We start from the raw sequence: 12,891 nt of genomic DNA, 5'->3' as shown, positions 1-12,891 counted from the left end.
CCGCGCCAGGGCGGCGCAGGATAGGGGCGCCGCCTGCGCACGGTTACGGAAAACAGGGATCGGAAACACCTAGCTTTGGGTTCACAAAGTAACGGGGCGTTAGCGCTGCAACACACCTGGGCCTGAGCCGGCTCAGCACCCGGCGGCCGCCCCAACCGGGGGTGGCGCCCCCCTGGGGTCACCCCTAACATGCGGTGCCATGCGCATGCCCAGCCTCTCCCTGCCGCCTCCTGCTGCAGCGGCTCCGTTGACGGAGGGGCAGGCCCTGGGCGTGTGGCGCCTGCACCGCCCGCTGCCGGACGGCGAGCAGGCCCACGCCGGCCAGTGGTACAGCGCCGTGCACTCCCGCGCGGCCGAGCAGCGGGCCGCCGTGCTGGTGCTGGACCGCAGCGACCAAGGCGCCGGCGTCATGCTGCGGTACGCCGACCAGGCCGGCGACCTCGGCCAGCTGCAACACCCGCACATCGCCGTGCCTTGCGACAGCGGCGTCACGCCCGACGCCCACCCCTACCTGATCCTGGAAGGCCACCACGGCGAACCGCTGCTGCCGCGCCTGCACGAGTTCGGGCTGCGCAAGCGCATCGAACTGCTGGTGCAGCTGTGCGAAGCCCTGCGCTCGGCCCACCAGCAGGGATGGCTGCTGGCCACCATGGACCCGGCCATGATCTGGCTGGACCCGGAGCAAAACATCCGCCTGATGGGCCTGGGACTGACCAAGATTCCGGACCCCACCGACCCCTTCGACCGCGGCCTGAGCCTAGGCGCCGCCGCGGCCTTCACGGCGCCGGAGCGGCAGGAGGGCGCACCGCCCAGCCTCGCCAGCGAGGTGTACGGCCTGGGCGCCCTGGCGCGCGTGCTGATTTGCGGCTGGGAAGACACGCCCAAGGGCGTCGCGCCGTTGCGCGGCAGCGTGGCAGACCAATGGCCCCTGCTGCCCGAGCCGCAACAGCTGCAACTGGACGCGCTGATGACCGGCAGCATGGCGCTGTCGCCCGAATTGCGCATGCGCGGCGCCGAACAAATGGCCGATGAACTGCGCGCCTGGCTCGCCGCGGCGCCGCGGCGCGGGTCGGCGGGCAAGTCGTCGGGCAAGTCATCGGGCACGCCGTCGGGCGGCGGCCAACCGCCCCGCAAAACCACCGCCTGGTGGAAGCGCTGGCTGTCGCTCGGGGCTGCGGCCGGCTTGGGATGGGCCGTGCTGAGCGCTGCACCGACCGACTCCGACGGCTTCGGCACGCAAGCGGCCATCACCCGCACATCTGCCCACGCCGCAGCGCCGCACTGGGGCTGACGCCGCGCCCGGCGCCCGCAGCGCTCGGCAACAATGCGCGACCGAACTGCGGAGCCCCCATGCGTCGTTCCTTGCGCGCCCTCCTGACGTTGCCCCTCGCGCCCTGCCGCGCGCCGCTTGCTGCCGGCCCGTGCCGGCCCCTTCGCTGATGGCCACGCACGAAGCCATGCCGGCTGCCGGCGGGTGGCTGGGCTTCGGCCCGCTGCAACTGCACCGCCCCCGCACGGGCTTGCAATGGCTGGCCTTGGCGGCCGCGCTGGCGCTGGGTGCCGTGGGGGCCGAGTTGGCCTGGCACCACCCGCTGTCCGGCCCGGTGGCGTTGACGCTGTGGGTGCTGACCGCACTGGCCGCTGCGCTGATGTGGGTCAAAACGCCGGCGCTGCTGCTGGCCCCGCTGGCCCTGATCGGGCTGGCGCCCTGGACCGGCTGGATCACCTTCGAGGAGATGGACCTGCTCGTCACGGCCTGCGGGGTGGGCGGCTACCTGGGCCTGGCGCTGCAGGTGAATGCCCGCGACCGCGCGCCGGCTTGGCGGCACGGCCTCGTGTTTTCGCCACCGGTGCTGGTGCTGCTGGGCGGCCTGGCGCTGTCGGCCGCCTGGAGCGTGAAGCGCGGGTTCGCCGACGCGGGCGGCTTCAGCTTTGGATGGTTCCATGGCTACCACGAGGCCATGAACGCGGTGCGCAATGCGAAGGCGTTGTTCCTGGTGCTGGCGCTGACGCCGCTTTGGACGGCGGCCGCAGCCGCACGCCCGCGCGGCTTCTCGCGCGGGCTGCTGCTGGGGTTGGTGCTGGCGCTGGCTGGCGCCTGCGCGGCGGCGTTCTGGGAGCGCCTGGCCTACACCGGCCTGCTGGACTTCTCCACCGACTACCGCACCACGGCGCTGTTCTGGGAGATGCACGTGGGCGGCGCGGCGCTGGACGGTTTTTTGGTGATGACCCTGCCGTTCGCGCTGCTGGCGCTGCTGCGCACCCGCTCGCCCTGGCACTTCGCGGCCGGGCTGGGTGTGGCGCTGCTGGCGGCCTACGCCACGCTCACCACGTTCTCGCGCGGCGTGTACCTGGCGCTGCCGCTGTCCCTCATTCCGATGGTGCTGCTGGCCGATGCACAGCGCCGCCGCACTGCGGCGGCCAGCCCTGACACCAGCCACTTCGACAGCGTGCTGGGCCCGGTGGACCAGCCCCTGCCGCGCCTGGCCAAACTGGGGGCGCTGGCCCTGGCGGCCGCGTTTGCAATGGCGGCGGCCCTGGTGTTCGGCGGCGGTGGCTACCGCGGCCTGCTGGCCTTGTTTTTTGTGATGGCGGCGCTGCTGTCCCTGCCCGCCAGCCTGTGGCTGCCCACGCGCGGGCAGCGGCTGGTGAGCCTGCTGGCCGGGGCCCTGCTGGCCCTGCTGCTGGGCGGGGTGACCTGGGCATTGGCGCAGGCCATACCCAAGGCCGCCTACGCCCTGAACCTGGTGGCCGCAGGCGCCTTCGCGGCCCTGCGCTGGCAAGACCGCCCCGGCGTGCAACGCCCGGTCTACGGGCTGCTGGTGACGACCTGCTGGCTGTGGCTGGTGGCCACGCTGGTGATCGTGTCGGACCACTGGGGCGGCCCGGCCGGGCGCTGGACGGCGCTGTCAGCCGCGCTGGCCTTGGCCGGCTTGTGGGCGCTGATGCTGATCGAGCCGCGGTTGTGGCCGCTGCAAGGCCGGGCCGCCGCGGGCAAGGCGGGCTGGCGCAAGCGGGCGCTGCTGGCCGCGGGCCTGCTGATGGTGATGGCGCTGGTGGCCGCGCTGGGCGGGGGCGGCTACCTGCGCGACCGCGTGGCCACCTGGAAGGAAGACGGCCAGACCCGCCTGACGCACTGGCGCGATGGCCTGCGCCTGCTGCACGGCGGCACGCAGTGGCTGCTGGGCAAGGGCGCGGGCCGCTTCGTGGCCAGCAACTTCTACGAAGGCCCGGTCAGCACCCAGATCGGCGACTACCGCCTGCGCCGTGACGACGACGAGGCCTACCTGGCGCTGGCCGCGGGCAAGCACGTGCTCGGCCGCGGCGAGCAGTTCCGCATCAGCCAACGCATCCCCACGCCCGCCGTCGGCCCGGCCACGCTGACGGTGGTGACGCGCACAGCCGCCGACGCCCACCTGATGGTGCAGGTGTGCGAGAAGAACCTGATCTACCCCGACAACTGCTTCGGCCGCGAGTTGCTGCTGCACCCGGCGCCACCGGCCGACAGCCCACCTGCCGATTCGACGGCACCCGCCACAGCCGCCCCCGCGCCCCACCCCAACGGCTGGGTGACGCAGACCGTGCCGCTCGGCCCCCTGCCCCACCTGGGCGGCGACGGCCTGCTGCGCCGGTTCGTGACCTTCTCCATGGCGCTGGACACGCGCGGCGCCCGGGTGGACGTGGCCCGCATCAGCCTGATGGACGCGCAAGGCCGCCCGCTGCTGGACAACGGCGACTTCAACCGAGAGATGGCGCGCTGGTTCTTCAGCAGCGACCGCCACCACCTGCCCTGGCACATGAAGAACGCCGCGCTGCACGTGCTGTTCGAGCAAGGCCTGCTGGGCCTGGCGCTGCTGGGCACCGCCTTCGTGCTGGCGCTGACGCGGCTGTCGTTCGGCCGCGGGCGCGACCATCCGCTGGCGCCGGCCTTCGTGGCGGCCCTGATCGGCTTTGCCGTGGTGGGCGCGTTCGACAGCCTGCTGGACGCCCCGCGCATCGGGCTGGTGTTCTTCACGCTGCTGGTGCTGGGCCTGGGCCTGCGGGCCCTGCCCGGCGAAGGGGTGGCGCGGGTGGCATGATCCGCGCCCCCGCTGCCTGCTCACCATGTCTGCTGCCCCACCCGTTGCCGGCCTCAACCCGGCCCAGCTCGAAGCCGTTTACCACCTGAGCGGCCCCTGCCTCGTGATTGCCGGCGCGGGCTCGGGCAAGACGCGCGTCATCACCACCAAGATCGCGCAGCTGCTGGTGTCGGGCTACCGGCCGAGCCAGATCGCGGCCATCACCTTCACGAACAAGGCCGCGCAGGAAATGCGTGAGCGGGCCAAGCACCTGGTGGGCAACAAGGCGGCCAAGGACCTGGCCATCTCCACCTTCCACTCGCTCGGCGTGCGGCTGCTGCGCGAGGAAGGCACGCGGCTCGGGCTGAAAGAGCAGTTCTCCATCCTCGACAGCGACGACGTGCTCAACGTGCTGAAAGACGCCGGCGGCACCACCGATGCCAAGCAGGCGCAGCGCTGGCAATGGATCATTTCGCTGTGGAAGAACCAGGGCATCGGCCCGCTGCAGGCTGCGCAGATCGCCGAATCCGACGACGAGCGCACGGCTGCCGCCGTGATGGGCCGCTACCAGGAGCGCCTGGCGGCCTACCAGGCCGTGGACTTCGACGACCTCATCACCCTGCCGCTCAAGCTGCTGACCACCGACGCCGAAGCCCGCGAGAAGTGGCAAAACAAACTGCGCTACGTGCTGGTGGACGAATACCAGGACACGAACGCGGTGCAGTACGAGTTGCTGAAGGCCCTGGTGGGCGAGCGCGGCATGTTCACGGCGGTGGGCGACGATGACCAGTCCATCTACGGCTGGCGCGGCGCCACCATCGAGAACCTGAAGAAGCTGCCCGCCGACTACCCCGCGCTCAAGGTCATCCCGCTGGAGCAGAACTACCGCTCCACCGGCGCCATCCTGCGCGCGGCCAACAACGTCATCGCGCTCAACCCCAAGCTGTTTCAGAAGAAGCTGTGGAGCGAGTACGGCGACGGCGAACCCATCGCGCTGCTGGAGGCCGACGGCGAGGAGCACGAGGCCGAGCGCGCCGTGGCCCGCATCCAGCAGCTGCGGGCCGACGGCAAGGGCCCGAACTTCAAAGACTTCGCCATCCTGTACCGCGCCAACCACCAGGCTCGCGTGTTCGAGCAGGCACTGCGCCGCGCGCAGATTCCCTACAAGGTGTCGGGCGGCCAGAGCTTCTTCGACAAGGCCGAGATCAAGGACCTGTGCGCCTGGCTGCGCCTGCTGGTGAACCAGGACGACGACCCCGCCTTCCTGCGCGCCGTGACGACACCCAAGCGCGGCATCGGCCACACGACGCTCGGGGCGTTGAGCACCTTCTCGGCCCAGTGGAAGTGCAGCATGTTCGAGGCGCTGTTCTCCGAGAGCCTGGCCACCGCCATCACGGCGCGCGGCCTGGCCAGCCTGCACGAGTTCGGCCGCACCGTGAACGAACTGCAATACAAGGCCAAGCACACCGAAGGCCACACCGCCGCGCACAGCATGCTGATGGAGTGGCTCAAGGACATCGGGTACGAGCAGCACCTCGTCGACAACGAAGAGAACGAGAAGGTGGCGCAGGCGCGCTGGGGCAACGTGCTGGACTTCGTGGACTGGGTGTCCAAGCGCTGCGGCGGCCAGCACAGCGAGGAAGGCGGCGTGAGCTTCACCGAACCCAAGCAGAGCGTGCTGGACGTGGCGCAAACGATTTCCGTCATCTTGAGCCTGGCCGAGCGCGGCGACGAGCAGGACCAGGTCACCCTCACCACGCTGCACGCGTCCAAGGGGCTGGAATGGCCGCACGTGGTGCTGGCCGGCGTGAACGAAGGGCTGCTGCCCTTCAAGCGCGAGGAAGCGGAGCTGACCGCCGAGGCGCTGGAGGAAGAGCGCCGGCTGATGTACGTGGGCATCACCCGCGCGCGCACGACGCTGGCGGTGTCCACCCTGCGCCGGCGCAAGAAAGGGCGTGACACCGTCGTGGGCATTCCCAGCCGCTTCCTGGCGGAAATGAAGCTGCACGAGGGCGGCGCCCGCGAAGACCCCCGGGAAAAGCTCAAGCGCATGCGGGAAGAACTGGCCGCCAAGGCCGCCGCCCGCGCTTCAGCCTCAAGTCAAGACTGACTCGCCCATTCGCGGGGGGGGCCCCGAAGCGCGTGAAGTGTTCACAACTTCGCCACGCTAGGCTACGAACAATGCGCCCGTGCCCGTTTTTTCATGGTGGTTCCGCATGAAAGCCTTTGCCCTCACCGTTGCCGTAGCTGCTCTCGTTGCCGTCGCGCCGTCGGATGCCGCGCGTGAGGCCACCCCCAAAGCGGCACAACCCAGCGCGGGCACGGTGGTGGCGCTGGCCGACGCCGGCCGCCTGGGCACCGCGTCACTGACGTCGCTGAACAACACCACACCGCAATGGACCTCCGGCGGCCGCCCGGCGGAGTTCGACTTCGACAGCTTCACCGGCCAGGTGGACACCGGCACCGTGGTCATCGCCCTGGGTGTGCTGGCCTTGGTGCTGGCCCGTCCGGTCAGCCGCGCCCTGCGCCGCCAGGAGCAACACCGCCGCGCCACGGCCCTGGCCAGCACTTTGGGCCACGCCCCCCGCGCCTGAGGGGCGCCCACCGCAGGCCGGGGGGTGGCCCCGGCAAAGTGTGAACTCTGCACCCGGGCGAACCCGCCCCCGCTTCAACAATGCGCACCAGTCACTCTTTGACCCCGCATTGCCCATGAAGCTCTCCACCGCCTTCGCCGCCGTCGCCCTGTCCGCTGCTGCCGCCTTGCCGGCCATGGCTGCCCCGAACCTGCTGATCAACGGCGGCTTCGAGAGCACGGTGCTGGCCAACGGCAGCTGGGCCAATGTCGGCAGCGTGGCCGGCTGGAGCTGGCTGGCGGGCCCCGGCACCGGCTTCGAAGTGCGCAACAACGTGGAAGGCGTGGCCCAGGAAGGCCGCAACTTCATCGAGCTGGACACCAACGGCAACACCACCATCGGCCAGTACCTGGACAACCTGGGTGCGGGTTCGGAGCTGGACCTGAGCTTCTGGTACGCCCCGCGCCGCAACGTGGCGGCGAGCAGCAACGGCATCCAGGTGTTCTGGAACGGCGTGCTGCTGGACAGCACCATCACCGGTCTGGGCACGAATCAAGACGTCTGGTCGCAGCACCAGTACCGCGTCACGGCCCAAGCCGGCCGCAACCTGCTGAGCTTCGCCTCGGTGGGCACCAGCGACAGCCTGGGCGGCAACCTGGACAACGTGAGCCTGAACCGCGTGCCGGAACCGGGCTCCCTGGCGCTGACCGCCGCCGCGCTGGCCGGCGCCTTCCTGCTGCCCCGCCGCCTGCGCCGGGCCGCGCAAGAACGCCGCGCCAAGGCCCTGGCAAGCACGCTCGGCCGCTGAGCCAGCTCGCGCCGATCCCGGCGCGCCTGAATTCACGCGCTGCCAGACGGCGCGCACCAACCGCCCTGGCCGGTTGATCGTCCGCGACAAAGCCAAGCCGGCCCTGAGCCGGCTACAGTGTTTGGATCAGTACTCCGCCGGGGCGATCCGGGACGTGATGACCCAAACTCTCGCCGCCCTCGGGCGCCGCCCCCTACATGCCGCGGGCCACCTGTGGGCAGCCTTCTTCATGAGCGGTTGCGTGGCTGCTTCGGCTGCACCGGGCCTGTTGATCATCCATGTGGACGCTGTGCAGTTGGACAGCAGCGGCCGTGAGACGCGCTCGGGATTCCCTCTGAACGAGGTCTCACTGGAAGAGGTTCGCACGAAAAAATCCGTGTCCTTCCTGGCGCCCCGGCGGGTCGAAGTGATCGAGTTGGAAGCTGGCGCGTACTGCGTGGACTTCGTCACCATCTCGCGGTCCAACGTCTTCAATTTCTGCGAGAAGCCGCACATCGTGATCGCCGCGGACCGCATCACCAATGCAGGTGCATGGCGGTATGGCATCCAACGGGATCTCTCCGCCGCCCAACGAACGCAGGCCTTTGCCTTTCGCAGCGAGGTGGCCCAACTGGCAGCACAAGACTTTCCAGAGCTGCTGGCCAAGTATCAAACGCTGGAAGAACGCGCTCTGGACTTCACGGCTCAGCCGCACACGCAGTGGACCGAACGACAGCATCAGCAGCTGCGGGACTTCTACACCGGCATGCCGGCGAGCAAGTCGCCACCCCTGCCCTTGCAAGGCATTGGTGCCGCAGTCGATGCCGTGAGAGCCTTCGCGCGCCCCGGTCAAATGCTGGTGTCGAAGTTTTTCATCAACGTCGATGCCGAGGGCAATGCGGTCGGCAGCACCCTCATTGAGAGCACCTCCGACGAAGCGACCCAGGCGGGCGTCGAAGCCTCGAAGGCGCTGAAGTTTGTGCCGGCTCAGTGCAGCGGCAAACCCTGCCCCATGGGCTTCCCGGTCTACCTCGTGTTCCGCTGAATCGACCTTCGTCTGGGCCCCTGCGACTCAGATCGACAACGGATCCACATCCACCGCCCAGCGCAGCACGGCCTTGTGCTCGCGCTTGAGGGCGATGAGCGCGGGCACCCAGTCGCGCAGAAACGCCTGCAGCCGGCCGCGCTGCGCGGCCTCCACCAGCATCTGTTGCCGCTCGACATCGGCCACGCGCGCCACGGCGTGCGGCACCGGGGGGTAGACCAGCACTGCTGTGTCTTGCGCCAGCGCGGCCGCCGCATCCAGAAACGCCTTCGCGGCCTCCGCGGTGCGGGCCTCGGCCCGCAGCAAGGCCAGATGCGCAAAGGGCGGCAGGCTGGCTGATTGGCGCTCGGCGAGCTGGTCGCGTGCGAAGCGCACGTAGTCGTGCCGCGCCAGCGCCTGGTAGAGGGCGTGGTCTCGGTGCCAGGTCTGCACCCACATTTCTGCGGGTGACTCGGCTGACGCATCCCGCCCGGCTCGGCCGCCGGCCTGCATCAGCAACGCGAACAAGCGCTCAGGCGCGCGAAAGTCACTGCTGAAGAGCGCGCCATCCGGGTTCACAGCCGCCACGAAGCGGATGCGGCGGAAGTCGTGCCCCTTGGTGATCATCTGGGTGCCCACCAGGATGTCGACCTCGCCGTCATGAACGGCCTGCAGCTGCGCTTCCAACTCGCCCTTGCGCCGCGTGGAGTCGGCATCGATCCGCAGCACGCGAGCGCCCGGCAAGGCCTCCGCCAGTTGCTCCTCCAGCCGCTCGGTGCCGCGGCCGATGGGCGCGATGTCGTGGTTGCCGCATTGCGGGCAGGCGCGCGGCACGCGCTCGGTGAAACCGCAGTGGTGGCAGCGCAACGTGCGGTCGCGCTTGTGGAACACCCGCCAAGCGCTGCAATGGGGGCAGTCGCTCTTCCACTGGCACTCGCCGCAGTGCAGCACCGGTGCATAGCCGCGACGGTTCAAGAACACGAGGCTCTGCTCGCCGCGGTCCAGCCGGGCCTGCAACTCGGCCAGCAAGGGCGCCGTGAGCGCGGTGGTGACGCCCGCCTTCAGCGGCAGGGATTTCATGTCGAACAGGCGCACCCGCGGCAGTGCGCCGCCGCCGATGCGCTGCGCCAAGGTCACGCGCTCGTAGCGGCCCGACTCGGCGTGCTGCCAGCTTTCCAGCGACGGCGTGGCCGACCCCAGCACCACCGGAATGCCGAGGTCGTGCGCCCGCCAGACGGCGAGGTCACGGGCCGAGTACCGGGCCCCGTCTTGCTGCTTGTAAGACGGGTCATGCTCCTCGTCCACCACGATCAAGCCCAGCGACGGCAGCGACGCGAACACCGCCAATCGGGTGCCCAGCACCAGGCGAGCCCGGCCCAGGTGGGCCGCGAGCCAGTTCTGCAGGCGCTGGGCCGGCGTGAGCGCGCTGTGCAGCGACACGATGGCCGACGGCTCGGGCAGCAGCGCGGCGAAGCGCTCGCCAAAGCGCGCTTCCAGCTGCGGCGTCAGGTTGATTTCCGGCACCAGCACCAGCACCTGCCGGCCGGCCGCCAAGGCGGCCTCCGCCGCGCGCAGGTACACCTCGGTCTTACCGCTGCCGGTCACCCCGAACAGCAGGGTGGGCTTCGGGCGGGCCCCTTGCAACTGGGCCTGCAACTGCGCCTGCAGGTGCTGCACCGCGTGGGCCTGCTCGGGCGCCAGGTCCGGCCGCGCGGGTGCCGCGTCGGGCGGTGCAGCCGCGCGTTTGCGGTCCAGCTTGCGCAAGCGTGCGGCGAGTTGGTCGGTCGACAGCTCACGCAACTGTGGCGGCAGCACGGCGCTGGCCAACTCGCCCACGCTGCGCTGGTAGTAGCCCGCCGCGAAATCCAGCAGGCGGCACCAGTCCGGCCCCAGAGGCGGCAGGTCGGCGAAATGGGCAGCAATGGCGCGAAGCTCACGCGGCAAGGTGTCGTCGCCCGGGGGCTGCGCGGGCCAAACCACCCCCAGCAATTCGCGCTTGCCCAAGGGCACCCGCACCAGCGAACCAGGCTCGACCGCGTGCTCGCTGCGGTAACTCAAGGGCCCCGCAAGCCCGCTGTGCTGCGGCGCATCCACGGCCACCTGCAGCACATGGCCCGGCACCGCCTCAAGCACGTGCACTCCGTTGTTCAAGCCGGGGGGCAGGACACTGCGCCAAGTGCATGATTTTTCAGGGGTTCAGGTTGCCCACAATTTCTGTGGATAAGTTTGTGAGCAAATCGACGCGCCACCCTTCATAGGCCGAAGCACACCGAGCGGAATCGCTTCCATCAGATTTCAAGCCGAAATTGAAACCCTATTTGAAATCAACGACTTAGGGACTCATCGGGAAAACGATAGGCCCCGAGCCTGATTTGAGGCCTCAGCGCGCCCGCTCCCGCCAAGTTGGGGATAAGTACGGGAGCAAGTGCGCCGCAGGACTGCGAACTCAGGCCGCTTGACGTTGCCGGCGCGAGTGGCTGTGCACCTCGTCCACCAGCGCCGCCACGCTCTCAGGCGGGGTGAACTGGCTGATGCCGTGACCGAGGTTGAAGATGTGGCCGTGGCCGGCGGCGGGCTTGCCGAAGCTGTCGAGCACCGCGCGGGCCTGAGCGCGCACCGCGTCCGGCGGGGCGAACAGCACGTTCGGGTCGAGGTTGCCCTGCAGCGCCACGCGGTCCCCCACGCGGGCACGAGCCTGGGCGAGGTTCATCGTCCAGTCCAGCCCCACCACGTCAGCCCCGGCGCCGGCAATTTCGTCCAGCCACAGGCCGCCGCCCTTGGTGAACAGGATGCGCGGAATGCGAACGCCGGCGTGCTCGGTCTTCACCTGGCTCAGCACCTGGCGCGAGTAAGCCAGGCTGAATTGCTGGAACGCCCCGTCGGCCAGCACGCCGCCCCAGGAGTCGAACAGCATGACGGCCTGCGCGCCGGCCTCGATCTGCGCGTTCAAGTACGCCGCCACCGCGCGGGCGTTGACGTCCAGGATGCGATGCATCAGGTCCGGGCGGGCGTACATGAGGCTCTTCACGAGCCGGTAGTCGTCCGAGCCGCCACCTTCCACCATGTAGCAGGCCAGCGTCCACGGGCTGCCTGAAAAGCCGATCAGCGGCACGCGGCCGTTGAGCGCCTTGCGGATGGACGTGACCGCGTCGAAGACGTAACGCAGCTTGTCCATGTCCGGCACTTCAAGCGCCGCCACGGCGGCTTCGTCGCGCACTTGCTTTGCAAACTTCGGGCCCTCGCCCTGCTGGAAGGTCAGGCCCAGGCCCATCGCATCCGGCACGGTCAGGATGTCGCTGAACAGAATCGCCGCATCCAGCGGAAAACGCTCCAGCGGCTGCAGCGTCACTTCGGTGGCGTAGTCGGTGTTGGTGGCCAGGCCCATGAAGCTGCCGGCTTTCTCGCGCGTGGCGCGGTACTCGGGCAGGTAACGCCCGGCCTGGCGCATCAGCCAGATGGGCGTGTGGTCGGTGGGCTGGCGCAGGCAGGCGCGCAGGAAGGTGTCGTTTTGCAGGGGGGCGAACATCGCCGGATTATCGGCGGCGCGCCCTGCCGCGCGTCTGATTCAGAGCAACTGCAGGCTCTGTCGGCCCACCCAACTCTCGCCAGGTTGCAACTCGATCGGCCGGCCGACGTTGGCGGCTTCCACGCACAGCATTTCGCTCCAGCCCTCGGCCGGCATGTCCGCCAGCTGCGCGCAACGCTCCGGGCCGGGATTCCACACCACGGCGTCATCAAAGCCCTGGTGCGCGAACACAACCTGGCGGCGGTCCTCCGTCACCACCAGCGGCCGCTCCTTGACGCCAAAGTAGATGCGATCGAGGTCGAGCACGCCCTTCTCGCCCGTCAGCAGCAAGTCCATGCGCTGCAGGGCCTCGGTTTGTTTGACGCTGTCAAAGTAGCGCAGCCCGGCCAAGCCTTCAACGCTGACCGCGTCCAGGTCGCCCACGCGCAGGTAGGTGTGCAGGGCGGTGGTGAACTGCAGCGGCGCGTCGTCCGGCTGACCGGTGTGCTCGCACGCGAGTTCGATGTCCAGCGTGCGGCCGCTCACGCGCACGCTCAGCTCGAGCTCGAACGCGTGGGGCCAAATCGCGCGGGTGGCCTCGCTGTCCTTCAGGCGCAGCACGGCCAGCGCATCGTCCTTGCCCTGGTCCTGGCTCACCAGCTCCCACAACGCAGTGCGCGCAAAGCCGTGCTTGGGCAAGGTGCCGCGCTCGGCAAACTGCGGAAAGCACACCGGCACGCCACCGCGAATGGCCTTACCCGGCGTGAACTCACTGCGCGGAGAGAGGTACAGCTGCTCAGGCGCGCCCGCAGGCTTCCAGGACAGCAGGTGCCCCCCTTGCAGACTGATCTGGACCCGGGCGCCATCTGGGGCGACGAGGTCGACGAGTGGGCTTGAGCTCATGAGCAATTCCAATCGATGGTGAATGGCATCCAGGGGCCAGA

Annotated in this window: 9 protein-coding genes; 6 read left to right on the top strand and 3 right to left on the bottom strand. The window is 69.6% G+C overall.

Going from position 1 to position 12,891, the window contains the following annotated elements; genetic code table 11:
* The first annotated feature begins 205 nt into the window (after positions 1-205).
* The 6 genes from ACG01O_RS13235 (at position 206) to ACG01O_RS13210 (ending at position 8,463) form a co-directional block, all read left to right on the top strand.
* Positions 206-1,291 carry a serine/threonine-protein kinase gene (locus tag ACG01O_RS13235; RefSeq protein ID WP_394385292.1) on the top strand — a complete coding sequence of 362 codons (1,086 nt, stop codon included), beginning with the start codon at positions 206-208 and terminating at the stop codon, positions 1,289-1,291.
* Positions 1,292-1,421: 130 nt separating this feature from the next.
* Positions 1,422-4,079: a hypothetical protein gene (locus ACG01O_RS13230; RefSeq protein ID WP_394385291.1), complete on the top strand. Its 2,658-nt coding sequence runs from the start codon at positions 1,422-1,424 to the stop codon at positions 4,077-4,079.
* Positions 4,080-4,104: 25 nt separating this feature from the next.
* Complete coding sequence (locus tag ACG01O_RS13225; protein ID WP_394385289.1) at positions 4,105-6,168, top strand: UvrD-helicase domain-containing protein; 2,064 nt, start codon at positions 4,105-4,107, stop codon at positions 6,166-6,168.
* Positions 6,169-6,274: 106 nt separating this feature from the next.
* Complete coding sequence (locus tag ACG01O_RS13220; RefSeq protein ID WP_394385287.1) at positions 6,275-6,652, top strand: hypothetical protein; 378 nt, start codon at positions 6,275-6,277, stop codon at positions 6,650-6,652.
* 115 nt (positions 6,653-6,767) lie between these two features.
* Entirely contained in the window at positions 6,768-7,439 is a 672-nt protein-coding gene (locus tag ACG01O_RS13215) for a PEP-CTERM sorting domain-containing protein (RefSeq protein WP_394385285.1), read from the top strand.
* A 73-nt stretch (positions 7,440-7,512) separates the two neighbouring features.
* Entirely contained in the window at positions 7,513-8,463 is a 951-nt protein-coding gene (locus ACG01O_RS13210; protein WP_394385283.1) for a hypothetical protein, read from the top strand.
* A gap of 27 nt (positions 8,464-8,490) precedes the next feature.
* On the opposite strand, the gene ACG01O_RS13205 is transcribed toward ACG01O_RS13210, so the two are convergent.
* The 3 genes from ACG01O_RS13205 to ACG01O_RS13195 form a co-directional block, all read right to left on the bottom strand.
* Positions 8,491-10,593, bottom strand: coding sequence for a primosomal protein N' (locus ACG01O_RS13205; protein ID WP_394385281.1), 2,103 nt, complete (start codon positions 10,591-10,593; stop codon positions 8,491-8,493).
* A gap of 295 nt (positions 10,594-10,888) precedes the next feature.
* Positions 10,889-11,968 carry a uroporphyrinogen decarboxylase gene (hemE, locus tag ACG01O_RS13200; protein ID WP_394385279.1) on the bottom strand — a complete coding sequence of 360 codons (1,080 nt, stop codon included), beginning with the start codon at positions 11,966-11,968 and terminating at the stop codon, positions 10,889-10,891.
* Positions 11,969-12,007: 39 nt separating this feature from the next.
* The gene (locus ACG01O_RS13195; protein WP_394385278.1) at positions 12,008-12,850 is read right to left on the bottom strand and encodes a D-hexose-6-phosphate mutarotase; all 843 of its coding nucleotides are present in this window, start codon (positions 12,848-12,850) and stop codon (positions 12,008-12,010) included.
* Between the last annotated feature and the right edge of the window lie 41 nt (positions 12,851-12,891).

The sequence above is a fragment of the Pelomonas baiyunensis genome (assembly GCF_043555935.1).
GTDB lineage: Bacteria > Pseudomonadota > Gammaproteobacteria > Burkholderiales > Burkholderiaceae_C > Pelomonas > Pelomonas baiyunensis.
Note: the sequence above shows the minus strand (reverse complement) of the source record. Positions and strands in the feature narration are given on the sequence as shown.